This is a genomic window from Variovorax sp. P2_H12, assembly GCF_056403395.1.
On the sequence record NZ_JBFUFO010000011.1, the window covers coordinates 25634 to 40894 of the forward strand.

At 66.6% G+C, this 15261-nt stretch carries 15 protein-coding genes and 1 pseudogene; 3 read left to right on the forward strand and 13 right to left on the reverse strand.

The annotated features are described in order from the left end of the window. Positions 1–13 precede the first annotated feature (13 nt). Positions 14–502, forward strand: a complete 489-nt coding sequence (locus tag AC1DYK_RS09705; protein ID WP_478166188.1) for a NuoB/complex I 20 kDa subunit family protein — start codon at positions 14–16, stop codon at positions 500–502. A gap of 52 nt (positions 503–554) precedes the next feature. On the opposite strand, the gene AC1DYK_RS09710 is transcribed toward AC1DYK_RS09705, so the two are convergent. Both AC1DYK_RS09710 and AC1DYK_RS09715 read right to left on the reverse strand, forming a co-directional pair. Next, positions 555–1139, reverse strand: a complete 585-nt coding sequence (locus tag AC1DYK_RS09710) for a LysE family translocator (RefSeq protein ID WP_478166083.1) — start codon at positions 1137–1139, stop codon at positions 555–557. Positions 1140–1143: 4 nt separating this feature from the next. Beyond that, positions 1144–1737: a GDP-mannose pyrophosphatase gene (locus AC1DYK_RS09715; RefSeq protein WP_478166084.1), complete on the reverse strand. Its 594-nt coding sequence runs from the start codon at positions 1735–1737 to the stop codon at positions 1144–1146. A 95-nt stretch (positions 1738–1832) separates the two neighbouring features. Here AC1DYK_RS09715 and AC1DYK_RS09720 point away from each other — a divergent pair, with 95 nt between their 5' ends. Further along, on the forward strand, positions 1833–2603 hold the full coding sequence (locus tag AC1DYK_RS09720; RefSeq protein WP_478166085.1) for a DeoR/GlpR family DNA-binding transcription regulator: 771 nt from the start codon (positions 1833–1835) through the stop codon (positions 2601–2603). A gap of 495 nt (positions 2604–3098) precedes the next feature. On the opposite strand, the gene AC1DYK_RS09725 is transcribed toward AC1DYK_RS09720, so the two are convergent. Next, positions 3099–3344: an aldehyde dehydrogenase family protein gene (locus AC1DYK_RS09725; RefSeq protein ID WP_478166189.1), complete on the reverse strand. Its 246-nt coding sequence runs from the start codon at positions 3342–3344 to the stop codon at positions 3099–3101. 125 nt (positions 3345–3469) lie between these two features. Here AC1DYK_RS09725 and AC1DYK_RS09730 point away from each other — a divergent pair. Further along, positions 3470–3895 (forward strand): annotated as a pseudogene (locus AC1DYK_RS09730) (transposase); the annotation flags it as partial. A 25-nt stretch (positions 3896–3920) separates the two neighbouring features. On the opposite strand, the gene AC1DYK_RS09735 reads toward AC1DYK_RS09730, so the two are convergent. The 10 genes from AC1DYK_RS09735 to AC1DYK_RS09780 form a co-directional block, all read right to left on the reverse strand. After that, the gene (locus AC1DYK_RS09735; protein WP_478166086.1) at positions 3921–4781 is read right to left on the reverse strand and encodes an SMP-30/gluconolactonase/LRE family protein; all 861 of its coding nucleotides are present in this window, start codon (positions 4779–4781) and stop codon (positions 3921–3923) included. A gap of 118 nt (positions 4782–4899) precedes the next feature. Next, positions 4900–6495, reverse strand: a complete 1596-nt coding sequence (gene pgi / locus AC1DYK_RS09740) for a glucose-6-phosphate isomerase (protein ID WP_478166087.1) — start codon at positions 6493–6495, stop codon at positions 4900–4902. A gap of 24 nt (positions 6496–6519) precedes the next feature. Continuing rightward, positions 6520–7983 carry a glucose-6-phosphate dehydrogenase gene (zwf, locus tag AC1DYK_RS09745; RefSeq protein ID WP_478166088.1) on the reverse strand — a complete coding sequence of 488 codons (1464 nt, stop codon included), beginning with the start codon at positions 7981–7983 and terminating at the stop codon, positions 6520–6522. A gap of 52 nt (positions 7984–8035) precedes the next feature. Beyond that, a complete protein-coding gene (gene eda / locus AC1DYK_RS09750) occupies positions 8036–8665 on the reverse strand; it encodes a bifunctional 4-hydroxy-2-oxoglutarate aldolase/2-dehydro-3-deoxy-phosphogluconate aldolase (RefSeq protein ID WP_478166089.1) in 630 nt (209 codons plus the stop codon). Continuing rightward, positions 8662–10566 carry a phosphogluconate dehydratase gene (gene edd / locus AC1DYK_RS09755; RefSeq protein WP_478166090.1) on the reverse strand — a complete coding sequence of 635 codons (1905 nt, stop codon included), beginning with the start codon at positions 10564–10566 and terminating at the stop codon, positions 8662–8664. Before edd ends, eda begins: the two co-directional genes overlap by 4 nt. A gap of 83 nt (positions 10567–10649) precedes the next feature. Further along, positions 10650–11786 (reverse strand): ROK family transcriptional regulator, encoded by a 1137-nt coding sequence (locus AC1DYK_RS09760; RefSeq protein ID WP_478166091.1) that lies wholly within the window; start codon positions 11784–11786, stop codon positions 10650–10652. A gap of 77 nt (positions 11787–11863) precedes the next feature. Next, entirely contained in the window at positions 11864–12319 is a 456-nt protein-coding gene (locus AC1DYK_RS09765) for an RbsD/FucU family protein (RefSeq protein ID WP_478166092.1), read from the reverse strand. 10 nt (positions 12320–12329) lie between these two features. Next, entirely contained in the window at positions 12330–13124 is a 795-nt protein-coding gene (locus AC1DYK_RS09770; RefSeq protein WP_478166093.1) for an ATP-binding cassette domain-containing protein, read from the reverse strand. Next, positions 13124–14098, reverse strand: coding sequence for an ABC transporter permease (locus tag AC1DYK_RS09775; RefSeq protein ID WP_478166094.1), 975 nt, complete (start codon positions 14096–14098; stop codon positions 13124–13126). Before AC1DYK_RS09775 ends, AC1DYK_RS09770 begins: the two co-directional genes overlap by 1 nt. Before the next feature lie 30 nt (positions 14099–14128). Beyond that, positions 14129–15133: a substrate-binding domain-containing protein gene (locus AC1DYK_RS09780; protein ID WP_478166095.1), complete on the reverse strand. Its 1005-nt coding sequence runs from the start codon at positions 15131–15133 to the stop codon at positions 14129–14131. Positions 15134–15261 lie beyond the last annotated feature (128 nt).

The following is a 15261-nucleotide window of genomic DNA, read 5'->3' on the forward strand; positions in this document are numbered from 1 at the left end:
CTCGGTGAATGAAATGCTTGCCGCTTGTCAGGCCGGCAGCCTCTGGTATCTGACCTTCGGCCTGGCCTGCTGCGCGGTCGAGATGATGCACACCGCGGCCGCGCGTTACGACTTCGATCGCTTTGGCATGATTCCGCGGGCCAGTCCCCGCCAGGCGGACCTGATGATCGTCGCGGGAACGTTGACCAACAAGATGGCACCCGCGATCCGAAAGGTCTACGACCAGATGGCGGAGCCTCGGTACGTGGTCTCGATGGGCTCTTGCGCCAATGGCGGCGGCTACTACCACTATGCCTATTCCGTGGTCCGGGGCGTCGATCGCATCATCCCAGTCGACGTGTATGTCCCTGGATGCCCGCCGACACCGGAAGCTTTACTTTACGGCGTGCTGCAGCTCCAGCGCAAGGTGGCCAGCGTGCGTGTCATTCACCGCGACGCACCTGCCGCCGCGCGCGGCGGCGAGCCGGGCGGGTTGCTTCAGCGCTGGCTGCGACGACGCTGAGATCACGGCATCCCCGTCCGACTGCAGTCACGCGTTTCTCGTTCGGAGTCAATCACAACAGCATGAAGGCTGCGGAGATCACGAGCAGCACGGACAAGGACCTGTTGAGAAGTCGAACCCGCGTTTCGTTCTTCAAGGCTTCGCGCAACGTCGCTCCTGCGGCCGACCACGCGGCCATGGAGATGAAGCACACCAGAAAGTAGATGGCGCAAAACACCAGCAGGCCGCGCGCGGAGCCGTCGCTGGCGAATGCGCCCGTTCCTGCAATGGCGGCCAGCCAGGCTTTCGCATTCATCCACTGCATCGACGCCCCGCCCCAGAATGACGAGCGTCTACCGGTGTCGCTGCCGATGCTGCTGCCGGCACGCCAGAGGGTCCAAGCCATGTACAGCAGGAATCCGACGCCAGCCATGGTGACGAGGCTGACCAGCCCTGGAAACCGAGCGAGCACCGTTTGCAGGCCGATTCCAGACAGGACGAGAAGTGCAGTGAATCCGACGGTCGCACCCGCCACCACGCGCATTCCCCCAAAGAACCCTTCGCGCACGGCCACCGCCAGAACCAGAACGTTCACCGGCCCGGGGGAGATAGAGGCAGCCAGCGCGAATGCGGCCATGGATAGCAATTCGAGCGTCATATGCTCAGCCTTGCGCCGTTCCAAACACATGCAGTTGGGCGTGCAGCAAAAGAATGACGGTCTTGGCATCCGCGATGCGCCCATCGGCCACCCTGGCCAACGCATCTTCGATGCTCAGTTCCATCACCTCGATGTCTTCACCTTCCTCGGCCAGTCCACCGCCAGCGCCGATGCGCATCGAACTGTCATAGGGCGCGACGAAAAAGTGCAGGCGCTCGGTGACGGAACCCGGGCTCATGAAGCATTCGAAGATCTTGCGCACCGGCCCGAGCCGGTAGCCCAGTTCTTCCTCGACCTCCGCACGGATGCGATGCTCGGGTTCGGCGTCGTCCAGCAGGCCCGCGGCCGCCTCGATCAACAGGTCGGCGCAACCGTTCACGAACGCCGGGTAGCGGAACTGCCGCGTCAGCAGCACCGTGCGGCGCGCGAAGTCATAGGGCAGCAGCGTGGCGCCATTGCCGCGGTCATAGGTCTCGCGGTTCATGCGCTGCCACCGGCCGTCATTGCGCAGCCAGTCGAAGCTCGTCGTCTTGAGCGTGTACCAGTTGTCGGAGAGCAGGGTGACTTCGCGCACCCGCACGCGGTCTTGCAGTTTCATGGCGCCGATCATATGAGTAGAATCGTGCAAAACCAAGAAATATCGTGCAAGCGAGTTTCCGTTCAGTGCGAAGAACCCCGATCGAAGGACATGTAATGCTGACAAGCCAGCGCAAGCAACACATCCTTTCATTGCTGCGTCGCGAAGGCAGCATCGTCGCGAAGGACCTCGGCGCCCAACTCGGCTTGTCGGAGGATTCGATCCGGCGCGATCTGCGCGAGTTGGCTGCGCAAGGCCTGCTCAAGCGCGTGCACGGCGGTGCCTTGCCCGTGGCAGCGGCCGAAGGCGATTTCGCGCGGCGCATGCAACTCGTGCCGGATGAAAAGGTGGCGATAGGGCGCGCCGCGGCGGGGCTCGTCCTTGGCGGGCAAGTGGTTTTCATCGATGGCGGCACGACCGCCGTGCAACTGGCGCGGCACCTGCCCATGAACATGCGCGCGACGGTCGTCACCCACAGCCCGTCGGTGGCAGTCGAACTGGTCTCTCACGCAGACGTCGAGGTCGTCCTGCTGGGCGGCCGCCTGTTTAAGCATTCGGTCGTCACGGTGGGAGCGGCCACGATGGATGCCATCTCCCGCATTCGCGCCGACACCTACTTCATGGGCGTCACCGGCGTGCAGGCAGAGGCGGGGCTCACCACTGGCGACATGGAGGAGGCGCAGGTCAAGCGCGCGCTGATGGATGCGTCAGCCGAAACCGTGGTGCTTGCTTCTTCCGAAAAGCTCGGCGCTGTCTCGGCCTGGCAGGTTCATCCGCTCAAGCGCGCAGGGCGCATCGTGCATTCGACGCAGGCGTCGAGAAAAATGATCGAGCCATTGCGCAAGGCCGGCGTGGGGCTGGTTCGCGCGGACGTCGATGCGCGTTGAGCTTGCTCTCGGTACCGATTCCTTCGCAGGCGCTCGCTGGCACGGTGGCCGCCGGCGCCGATGTACGGTCAGCCGACAGGCTGAATTGGTCGTCATGCCACCTATGCGCTGCGTCGGTCTGGAACCCCTGCCCGCTCGCCTGGCCTTGTCGAGACTCTTGAGTAGCGCGGTCAGCGTTTCGCCGTCCCGCCAAACGAGCATGGCTATGCTGGTGTGGCCGTCCGCAGCAGCCTTCGTTCGCTATGAGGTAGTGGCACTACCCTCCTCTCGCGGCAGCGCAAGCGCACCTGCGCATTTCAGCGATCGTGGACGCTGGTTTCAGCGTGATCGCGGACGGCGTTTCAAGGTGATCGTGGACGATCACGGAAGCACGCGAGTGAAGGGGTTCATCGTATATCAGTCGTCCACGATTGCGGTGAATCGCCGAGCGTTGTCCATGCCGGCGAGCCGTGTTCGGCGCGATGGCGGTGGTGCTGCACGGAATGCGCGAAGCGGTCATGGCACTACCGGTTCTGTCGCTACAAGGGCTTCCCCAACAGTCAAGCAAAACTCGGCCAGGTCGATGTATTTCATGACCCGCTCGAAGTGACGCTTGGAGACCAATGGGCCCAATTGGGTCGTGGCATCGAACCCGGATCCGATCTTCAAGCCTTCAGCCGCACTTGAAGACTTTGAATCACGCGATCGAAGATGAGACGATGAACGTATACAACCGCGTGCGCATGCAGACGGCCATCGGATACCTTGCCTCTGTCGAAAGGGAACTCAGCCTCCTGGCTGCGTGACTTGGTGTACGTGGAAACGAGGCAGGGTCAAAGTTCCGTTGTAGCTCAACGGATCTCGCTCTGAGAGTCCCACATAGCATCTACAAGCGCCACGGCACGACCATGCTGTTCGCGGCGCTCAACACACTGGACGGCAGCGTGATCTCGATGTGCCAGCCGCGGCACCGCCACAGCGAGTGGCTCAAGTTCCTGCGGCTCATCGAGCGCCGCACGCCCAAGCACCTGAGCCTGCATCTGATCGTGGACAACTACGCCACGCAGAGCCATCCCGACGTGCAGAAGTGGCTGGCGCGACACCCGCGCTTCGTCATGCACTTCACACCCACCAGCGCATCATGGCTGAACAGCGACAGCGTCACCAGCGTGGCAGAACTGGAACTCGCCATCGACCTGTACGTCGCCCATCACAACATCGATCCGAAGCCGTTCATCTGGACCGCACGCGCCTCCGACATCCTGGCCAAGGTCACGCGGGCCAAGGCCGCTCTCGCCGTCACCACGGGATAAGTACTGAACAGAGTGGCGCACTGCACTAGCTCAACTCTTTGAACGCCGGCTTGCGCAGACCGGCGACGGCGGTGCGCAAGGCGAAGATCGCGCCGGACAGCGGGCGCTCGGCGATTTCGTCCTCGCTCATGTTTTCGCGGGTTGTGGTGATGAACAAGGTCTTCATGTCATCCCCGCCGAAGCAGACCATTGTCGGGCAGCGCACAGGTAACCCGTACTCCTCGATGACCTCACCGCCGGGAGAGATCCGTGCGATGCGGTGTCCGTTGAATAGGGCGGTCCAGTAGCATGCTTCGACGTCCATTGCCGCTCCGTCAGGGCGCCCGTTGCCTGTCGGGAATCGCATGAAAACCTCTCGCAGTCCGGGCTCACCGCTGGCGGGGTCGAGCGGCGTCCGGTACATCACATGGTTGGGGGTGTCGGTCGTGTACATCCAGCGCCGATCGGGGCTGAAGGCAAGACCATTGGCGCCCAGGATGTCGCACTGGAGCACTCGGACCCTCAGTGCTGCATCGACGCGGCACAACAATGCGCCGTTGAAGTCGCGCGGCCCCCAATAGGTGCCCGCATAGAAACGCCCGTCTTGGTCGACACCCCCATCGTTGAAGCGCGCGACCGATGGATTGCTCGGGTTGTCGCAGACCTTTTTCTCGATGCGACCGTCGGCGTCTGACAGGTAGATGCCGGAGCGCATGGCCAGAATGAAGCCACCCCTCTCGCGCAATGCGAAGCAGCCGACTTCCTCATCGAATTGCAGGATTTTGTGTTCACCGGTCTTCGGCTGAACCCAGTGGAGTTCCTTCTTGACGATGTCGGTCCAGTACAGACGACCGTCGCGGTCGCTCCAGGTTGGACATTCCGGTAGCGTGCCGATGTAGTCGGACAAGAGTTCAGACTTGTGCATGGCAAGACACTTGATGGACATGGAGACGGCCTCGGTTGCGCCCGAGTTCAAGCACCAACGACCAGCGAGCATGAATGCGCAGCGGGCCGGGCGATTCGTTTCAGGCCAGCAAACGCTTCATGAGTCCGGCGGTTGACGCGTCCAATCCCTGCGTGTCGCCGCTTGCCAAGCGCGGCAGCAGGTCGCTGCAGAGTGCCTTGCCGAGCTCGACGCCCCACTGGTCGAAGCTGTTGATCCCCCACAGCGCACCGCTCGCATAGACGCGGTGCTCGTACATCGCGATCAGCGCGCCGAGACTGTGCGGCGTCACCCGGTCCAGCAGCAGCGTGGTGCTGGGACGGTTGCCGGGAAAGGTCCGATGTCTTGCGACGACTTCCGGCGCCAATGACTTCGCGGCGGTCGGCGCCCGCTCCGTCATGGCCTCATCCGTGCGCTTGCCGAGCATCAAGGCCTGCGCCTGCGCCAGGCCGTTGGCCAACAGTTTCATATGCTGGTCGGCCAGATCGTGCGTCGGATGCTTGACCAGCAGGAACTCGACCGGGATCACGTCGGTGCCCTGGTGCAGCATCTGGAAGTAGGCGTGCTGACCGTTGGTGCCGGGTTCACCCCACACCACCGGGCTGGTCGCGAAGGGCAAGGCGTTGCCGTCGAGGTCGACGCACTTGCCGTTCGATTCCATCTCCAGTTGCTGCAGGTACGCCGGCAGCCGCTTGAGCCCCTGGTGGTAAGGCGCGACGCTGCGGCTCGTGAAGCCGTGGAAGTTCCGATACCAGACGTCGATCAGCCCCAGGAGCACGGGCAGATTCTTCGCGGGCGGGGCGGTGGCGAAGTGCCTGTCCATCTCGTGGGCGCCGGCCAGGAGGGCTCGGAAGTTGTCGGCACCGATCGCCAGGGCGATCGGCAGACCGATGGCCGACCATAGCGAGTAACGGCCGCCGACCCAATCCCAGAAGCCGAAGGTCGTCTCGATGCCGAACTGGGCCGCCGCCGCGACCTGAGTGGTCGTCGCGACGAAATGCTTCGCCGTGTCGGTGCCACCGTTTGCCGCGAACCAGGCCTTGGCCGCATGCGCATTGGCCATAGTCTCCTGCGTCGTGAAGGTCTTGCTCGCGATGACGAACAGCGTCTCGGCTGGACGCAGGTGGCGCAGCACCGAGGTGATGTCGTGGCCGTCGACGTTGGAGACGAAGTGAAAGCCGAGCTCCGGGTGGACGAAGGCCTCCAGCGCCGGCACCGCCATCTGCGGCCCGAGGTCGCTGCCGCCGATACCGATGTTCACGATGTGGCGGATGCCGCTGGTCCGGGTTTCGCGCACCGACTCGACATAGGCGAGCATCGCGTCAAGCACGCCGTGCACCTCGTCGCTGAATGGACCCTGCCCTCGCGGCGCGCGCAGCGCCGTGTGCAGCACTGCGCGGTCCTCCGTGGTGTTGATCGCGGCGCCGGCCAGCATCGCGTCGCGCCGCTCCTCGAGCTGGCACTCGCTCGCCAGGGCGAGCAGCAGTTTCATCGACGCGGCGTCGATGCGGTTCTTCGACAGGTCGGCAAACATGCCGGGAGCCTCGACCGCCAGCGCGTCGAAGCGGCCGGGGTCTTGGGCGAAGGCCTCGCGCAGGTCGAACGAGTGACCGTGCGCCTGGTAGTGGCCACGCAAGGCGGCCCATGCCTGGGTTTGATCGCAGCGGGGTGTGTTCATGGTGTGTCTCGGAGCGTGGTTGACTCAAGATTCCTCGCGCCAGGCGGCGCCGTCGCGCCCGACCAGTGCACTGGAGGCGGCGGGCCCCCACGAACCGGCGCTGTACGGCCTGGGCATTTCGCCCGAGGCCTGCCAGCCGTCCAGGATCGGTTCGCACCAACGCCACGCGGCGTCCAGTTCGTCCCGGCGCATGAAGAGCGTCAGGTTGCCACGGATGGCGTCCAGCAGCAGGCGCTCGTAGGCTTCCATCGGACGCTGCTTGAACTGCTCGGCGAAGTCCAGGTTCAGGCCGACCGGCCGGAGGTTCATGGTGTCGCCGGGCACCTTGGCCATCATGAACAGCTTGAGGCTCTCTTCCGGCTGGAGCTGGATGACCAGGCGGTTCCCCGCCGATTCAGTGCCATTGGACGGAAAGATCGAATGCGGCACCGAGCGGAAGTTGACCACGATCTCGGCCGAGCGCTCGGCCATGCGCTTGCCGGTGCGCAGGTAGAAAGGCACGCCCGACCAGCGCCAGCTCTCGAGCTCGGCGCGGATCGCCACGTAGGTCTCGGTGGACGTGTCGGGCGGAATGCCGGCTTCCTCGAGGTAGCCCGGCACGGCCTGGCTGTTGACGGTGCCGGCGCGGTACTGGCCGCGAACGGTGCGCGAGCCGACGTCGGCCTGCGTGAAGGGCGTCAGCGCCCGCAGCACCTTGAGCTTCTCGTCGCGCACCGCATCCGGATGGATCGAGGTCGGCGGCTCCATCGCGACGATGCACAGCAACTGCAGCAGATGGTTCTGCACCATGTCGCGCAGCGCGCCCGTGCGGTCGTAGAACTCGCCTCGGGTCTCGACCCCGACCTGCTCGGCGATCGTGATCTGCACGTTGCGCACCCAGGTCCGGTTCCACAGCGGTTCGAGCAGGGCATTGGCGAAGCGCAGCGCGAGCAGGTTCTGGACCGGCTCCTTGCCCAGGTAGTGGTCGATGCGAAAGATCTGCGGCTCGGTGAACACGCGGCCGACGTCCGCGTTGATCTTCTGCGCCGAGGCCAGGTCGCGCCCGAGGGGCTTCTCCAGCACGACGCGCGAGTTGGCGCTGGCCAGCCCGGCCGCCGCGAGGTTCTTGCAGATCGGCGCGAAGAAGTCCGGCGCGGTGGACAGGAAGAAGACCCGGACCTCGGCCGGCGAATCCTTCAGTACCTGCGCCAGCGCATCGAAATCCGCGGGCGTGTTCGCCTCCACCTTGGCGTAGTCGAGGCGTTCGGCGAAGCTCGCGAAGGTCGCTTCGTCCATGTCCGCGGCGGGCACGAAGCTGGCAAAGCTGGCCTTCACCTTCGCGATGAAGTCGCAGCGCCCGAGCTGCTCGCGCGCCAGGCCCAGGATCCGGCCATGCGGCGGCAGGTCGCCATCGCGGTGGCGGAAGTACAGGGCCGGCAGCAGCTTGCGCATGGCGAGGTCGCCGGTGCCGCCGAACAGCAGCAGATCGAATGAATTGACTTGGGGCATGGAAGAATCCTTGGGTTGCGTCGCGGATGCGCGCGAAGTCGTCGCTCGGGGTTCAGGCGGTCTGGCCGAGACGTGCGGTGTCCCGTGCCAGCGCGGTGATGCGGCCCCAGTCGCGAGCGGCGACCGCGTCGCCCGGCGTCAGCCAGGAGCCGCCGACGCAGGCGACGTTGGGCAAGGCCAGGAAATCCGGCGCCGTGGCGACGCTGATGCCGCCGGTCGGGCAGAACGCCAGATTGGGAAAGGGACCGCCCAGGGCCTTCAGCATGCCCACGCCGCCGGCCTGCTGCGCCGGAAAGAGCTTGAGTTCCGTGAAGCCCGCCGCGCGCGCGGCGATCACGTCCGAGGGCGTCATCACGCCGGGCAGCAAGGGCAGCGAGCTGTCCCTGGCTGCCGCGATCAGCTCCGGCGTCAGGCCCGGACTGACGCCGAACAAGGCCCCGGCCTTGAGCGACGCGTCGAAGTCCTCCGGCCGCGTGATCGTGCCGACGCCGATGATCGCGCCTTCGACCTCGTTGGCGATGGCCTCGATCGCCTTCAGCGCCACCGGCGTGCGCAAGGTCAGCTCGAGCACGCGAACGCCGCCGGCCACCAGCGCGCGTGCCAGCGGCACCGCATCCTCGAGTCGGTTGATGACGATGACCGGGATCACCGGCCCGGTGCGCATGATCTGCAGGATGTTCATGGCGTGGCTCCCTGGGTGAAGACGAAATGGTCGTGGACCGGCGCGACAGGCGCCGCATGGCCCGGCGCGCCCGGCTCTGCCGCGTGGAAGGTGACGGCACCCTCCTCGGCGCCGAGCGCGTTGGCGCGAAATGCCGCGAACAGTTCGCGGCCCATGCCGTGGCGGGACTCGCCGAGCTCGGCGACGGCCGGCTGGCGCGACTGCCACTCGGCGGCGGCGACGCGGGCCTCGAGCACGCCGCGCTCGGCGTCCAGCACGATTGGGTCGCCGTCGCGCACCCGCGCGAGCGGTCCGCCCGCCAGGCACTCGGGCGTGACATGGATCGCCGCGGGCACCTTGCCCGAAGCACCCGACATGCGCCCGTCGGTGACCAGCGCGACATGGAAGCCCTGGTCCTGCAGGACGCCCAGGATCGGCGTGAGCTTGTGAAGCTCGGGCATGCCATTGGCGCGCGGTCCCTGGAAGCGCACCACGGCGACGAAGTCGCGCTGCAACTCGCCGCGATCGAAGGCGGCGATCACCGCCTCCTGCGTATCGAACACCATCGCCGGCGCCTGCACCACGCGGTGCTCGGGCTTGACGGCCGATGTCTTGATGACCGCGCGGCCGAGGTTGCCGGTGAGCAATTTGAGCCCGCCGTCGGCGCTGAAGGGCGCCGAGACCGGGGCCAGGATGGCGGCATCGGCGCTCGCGCGCGGCGTGTCGCGCCAGGCCAGCCGGCCGGCGTCGTCCAGGACCGGCTGCTGGCGGTAGCGCGCCAGGCCACCGGCGCCGGCCACCGTCAAGGTATCGTCGTGCAGCAACCCGGCGTCCAGCAGCTCGCCGATCACGTAGCCCATGCCGCCGGCGGCGTGGAACTGGTTGACGTCGGCCTTGCCGTTCGGGTAGACGCGCGCCAGCAGCGGCACCGCCTTGGACAGGTCGCGGAAGTCGTCCCAGTTGATGCGGATGCCGGCCGCACGCGCGATCGCGACCAGGTGGATCGTGTGGTTGGTCGAGCCACCCGTGGCCAGCAGGCCGACGATGGCGTTGGCGATCGCACGCTCGTCGACCACCCGGCCGATGGGCGTGTACGCGCCGCCCTCGGCCGTGATCTCGACCGCCCGCTGCGCGGCCGCCGCAGTCAGCGCATCGCGCAGCGGCGTGCCCGGATTAATGAAGGCCGCGCCCGGCAGGTGCAGCCCCATCACTTCCATCAGCATCTGGTTGCTGTTGGCCGTGCCATAGAAGGTGCAGGTGCCCGCGCCGTGGTAGGACTTCTCTTCGGATTCGAGCAGGGCGTTGCGGCCGACTTCGCCCTTGGCGTAGCGCTGCCGCACGCGCGCCTTCTCGTCGTTGGAAATGCCCGAAGGCATCGGCCCGCCGGGCACGAAGATGGTCGGCAGGTGGCCGAACTGCAGCGCGCCGATCAAGAGGCCGGGGACGATCTTGTCGCAGATGCCCAGGCACAGCGCGGCATCGAACATGTTGTGCGAGAGCGCCACCGCGGTGGCCATCGCGATCACGTCGCGGCTGAACAGCGACAGCTCCATGCCGGGCTCGCCCTGCGTGACGCCGTCGCACATCGCCGGCACGCCACCGGCGAATTGCGCGGTGGCGCCCACCTCGCGCGCCGCCTGCTTGATGAGGGCCGGGAAGCGCTCGAAGGGCTGGTGTGCCGACAGCATGTCGTTGTAGGACGAGACGATCGCGATATTGGGCTGGCGCAGTTCGCGCAGCATGATCTTGTCGCCGACCGGCGCCGCGGCGAAGCCGTGGGCCAGGTTCGTGCAGCCGAGGGCCTGCCGGATCGGGCCCTTGGAGCGGGCCTGTTCGAGGCGGGCAAGGTAGGCCGCGCGCGGCGTCGCGCTGCGGTCGCCGATGCGGTCGGTGACCGCGGCAAGCACTGGATGAAGACTCATCGAAGGCTCCTTTATAAAGCGGGTTCCGGCCTCGGGCCGGGCAACACCGGGATGGGGAATCAGCTTGACTCAGTTGGGCTGGATCAACGATCGAGTTTGAGAAACAGGTTGCGATCGGGGGCGAAGTTCGCGTAGAGCGGCAGCAGCGCTCCGCCGATCGCGCCCGCATCGGCGCCGACCGTCCCGGCCAGCACCTGGGGGCGGGAGATTCCCTCCCAGTTGCAACGATCGAGCGCGACGCCAAGCTCCGCCAGGACGGCCGCAAGCATCTCCCGGCTGAACGATCCGTCGACGATCACGGCCTCCAGGTCGAGCAGCGCCGCGGCGCCATTGATCGCCAGCGCGATCGCCGGGGTCGACTGCGCCATCCACGCGCGCGTGACGGGTAGCCACGGCGCGGCGACCGCGCGCGAGTCCGCCAGCGCGCCGGCATCGAGCCCGGCCTGCGCATACATCGACTCCAGCGTGAACAGCGAAGCCACGTTGAGGACCTGGGGCGGCACGGCGCCGCCAGCAAGGCCCGGCCCGAGCGGCATCGACCCCACGGCGCCCGCGTTGCCCGACCCGCCGCTGCGCAGGCGACTGTCAATGACCAGCCCGCCGCCGATGAACGTGTCGATGAACACATAGAGAAAGCTGCGAATGCTGCGTCCGGCCCCGGACACCAGTTCGGCCACGCAGGCGGCCGCCGTGTCCTTGACCATTTCGACCGGCAGCTTGGTCATCGCCATCACCTGCGCGCGGATGTCGATCGCGTTCCATTTGCCGGCCTGCTCCGGCGCGACGCCGAGCAGCGATCGCCAGCCGCCGAGCGACAAGGGTGCAGCGACGCCGACACCGTGCAGCAGTGGTGCGCGTTTGGGGCCGAGCGTCTTGCGCAACGCCTGCACGCGCGCGCGGATCTCGTCGAACAGCGTGTCGGGATCGGGGAACTGGTAGTCGAGCGTGAGGCGCTCCCGCACGTGCCCGGCGAAGTCGACCAGCAGCACATCGAGGTTACGCCGCCCGATCTTGATGCCGATCGAATACGCGCCGTCCGGGTTCAGCGCCATCGGTATCGATGGCTGGCCGATCCTGCCGCGCAATGGCGCGTGCTTGACCACCAGGCCGTCCGCCTCCAGCCCCGCGATGATCAGCTGCACCGACTGGGCGGTCAGGTTCGTCAGGCGTGCGATCTCGGCCTTCGGCAGCGCGCCGTGCAGGCGGATCGCCTGCAGCACCACGCGCTCGTTGAACTGGCGCGTGCCCAGGTTGTTCGAGCCGCGCGGACGCAGCCTGGCGGCGGTTTCGGCTGCGGTCACGGCACCAGGGCGTGAGCAATCACGCCTTTCTTGAACAGGAAGTTGGCGAAGGGCTGCATCTCCCCGGTCTGCACGATGGCATAGGCGCGCGAGACCCGCTCGTAGAAGGCGAATCGTTCGGTGCCCTCACATTGCGCCTCCGTCGCATCGCCGCTGGCCTGCATTCGCGCGATCACGTCACGCTGCAAGGCGCTGCGATAGCCCTCGAGGTTGTCGCTGACCTGCATGTACGCGACCGGCTGCGCGACCGCCGCGTCGAGCGGCAGCACCGACAGCACCGCCGCACAGGCCTCGCGCATGCCGACCCCGGGAAGCCGCACGATCGGCTTGCCGCGGCCCAGCGACTCGGCGGTGAAGTTGGCATCGGCCAGTACGATCTCGTCGCCATGGCCCATCTCGCAGAGCACCTTGAGCAGTTCGGGGCTGAGCAGGGGATCGATGTTCTTCAGCATGGACGACGCCTCATGCCAGGCACTCGGCCGGCAACTGCTCGGGCGGCAGCGCCCCCGTCATCACCGCCACCGTGTCGCTCATGCTGATCTTCTTCGGGTTGAGCACCGCGCCGCGCTTGCCCAGGCGGGCGACGTGGATGCGGTCGGCGATCTCAAACACGTGCGGCATGTTGTGGCTGATCAGCACCACCGGCAGGCCCTTGTCGCGCACCCGCCGGATCAGCTCGAGCACCATGTTGCCTTCCTTCACGCCGAGCGCCGCAGTCGGCTCGTCCAGGATCACCACGTGGCTCGCGAAGGCCGCCGCCCGCGCCACCGCCACGCACTGGCGCTGGCCGCCCGACAGAGTCTCCACTGCCTGCGTCATCGAGCGGATGCCGACCTTGAGGTCGTTCATGCGCGCTACGCTCTGCTCGAGCATCTTCTTCTTGTCGAGCATGCGCAGCACGTTGCCGGCGAAGCCCTCGCGACGGATCTCGCGGCCAAGGAACAGGTTCTCGGCGATGGTCATCGCCGGCGCCACCGCCAGGTCCTGGTAGACCGTCTCGATGCCCTCGCGGCGGGCGTCGATCGGCGCCCTGAAGTGGATCGGCTTGCCGTCCAGCAGGATCTGGCCCTCGTCGGGCACGGTGGCGCCCGACAGGCACCTGATCAGCGAGGATTTGCCGGCGCCGTTGTCGCCGATCACGGCCAGGATCTCGCCGGCGCGCAGCTCGAAGTCGGCGCCGTCGAGGGCCGTGACCTGGCCGTAGCGCTTGATCAGGCCCTTGGCCTGCATCACCAGGGGTGCAGTGGCGGCTGTCATCATCGGGCTCCCTTGCGTGAAAGTTGGTCGACGGTCACGGCGACGATCACCAGGATGCCGGTGATCAGCACCTGGTACACCGACGACACGCCCATCAGCGTGAGGCCGTTGCGCAACACGCCCACCACGACTGCGCCGACCAGCGTCCCGAGGATCATTCCGCGGCCGCCGAACAGGCTTGTGCCGCCGAGCACCACCGCGGTGATCGCGTCGAGGTTCTCGGTCTGGCCCGCGTTGGGATCGCCGACGCCGGTGCGCGCGACCGACATCAGCGAGGCGATGCCGTAGAACACCCCGGCCAGCACGTAGACGCCGAGCAGCACGCGCTCGGGCGGGATGCCGACCAGCCGGGTCGCCTCGGGGTTGTTGCCGACCGCGTAGACATGCCGCCCGGCGCCGGTCTCGCGCAGCCAGAACCAGACCCCCAGGTAGAGCAGGATCATCAATATCGTGCCGTAGGCGATGTTGGTGCCGCCCAGCGCGAAGGTGCTGCCGAACCAGGTCATCATCGGCGGCACCTCGGTCACCGTCTGCGCGCCCGAGTACAGCTGGGTGATCGCGAAGGCGATGTTGAAGGTGCCCAGCGTGACGATGAAGGGCGGCAGCCTGATGCGCGTCACCAGCAGGCCGTTGATGAGCCCGAAGCCGGCCGTCACGGCGATGCCCGCCAGGATCGCCAGCGGCGCGGGCAGCCCCATGTCGGCCGCCAGCTTGGTCATCACGATGCTGCCGAGCGCCATGATCATGCCGCACGAGAGGTCGATGCCGGCCGTGAGGATGATCAGCGTCTGGCCGATCGCGATCACGCCGACCACCGTCACCTGCTGCAGGATCAGCGAGAAGTTCTCGCCGCTGAAGAACTGGTCGGTCGTGAAGCCGAAGGCGATGCAGGCGATCAGCAGGGCGATGAACGGGCCGAGCTGTCCGAGCGGGGGCAGCTTGGCACTCAGAGTGGTGGAGGGGATGGCAGCCATGGCGGTGTCCGGTGTGCAGTGGCGCCGCGCTTACTTCTTGCCCCAGCAGAGCTCGGTGCCGAGCTTGGTGTCCTTGCTCTCGACGCCGTCCACCGGCTTGGCGGCGATCAGCGTGACGCCGGTGTCGGTGTAGCCGCTGACCTTCTTGCCACTGGTGGCGTAGTCGACGCCGGCGGCGACGCCCATCGCGGCCATCTTCAGCGGGTACTGCTGCGAGGTGGCGGCGATCTTGCCGGCCGCCACATCCTTGATGCCGTCGCAGCCGCCGTCGACCGAGACGACCATCACGTTCTTGTCCTTGCCGGATTTCTGCAGCGCGTTGAAGGCGCCGGCCGCGGCCGGCTCGTTGATCGTGTAGACCAGGTTGATGTCGGGATTCTTCTGCAGGCAGTTCTCCATCGCGGTCTGGCCCTTGGCGCGGTCGCCGAAGCTGTCGGCCATGCACACCACCTCGGCCGGGCGGGCGAGTTCGTTGTTCTTGGCGTCGTTGCTCTTCAGGCCGAAGCCCTGCAGGAAGCCGTTGTGGCGCTGGGCGCCGACCGGGTGGCCCGGGAACAGGTCGAGCGTCGCGATCTTCACCGGCTTGCCGGCCATCGCGGCCTTGGCGTATTGGCCGATCAGGGCGCCGGCCTGGTAGTTGTCGGTGGCGAAGAGGGCGTCGGTGGCACTCTGCGGATCGGTCGGGCTGTCGAGCGCGATCACCATCACGCCCTTGTCCTGGGCCTTCTTGATCGCCGGGATGATGGCCTTGGCGTCGCTCGGCGTGATCAGGATGGTCTTGGCGCCGGCGGCGATCATGTTTTCCATGGCGGCCACCTGGCCGGCGTTGTCGCCGTCGGTCTTGCCGGCGCCCGAGAGCAGCTTGGCGCCCTTGGCCTTGGCTTCGGCGGAGGCGCCTTCCTTCATCTTGACGAAGAAGGGGTTGGTCTCGGTCTTGGTGATCAGGCCGATCACGGGTTCGGCGGCCTGCGCGGTGCCTGCGGCGGCCAGCACCAGGGTCGTCGCTGCGGCAGCGGCGAGTTTGAGATTCAGCATCTTAGGTCTCCTTATTTCGCGGGCGACTTGCCTGCGGGGGCTTGAAAGCGCCCTCACCCTCAAAGGCTTGGCGAAGGGGGGCGAGGCAACTATAGTTGGGTTCGAGTATTTAAATCAAGTTGAGTTAT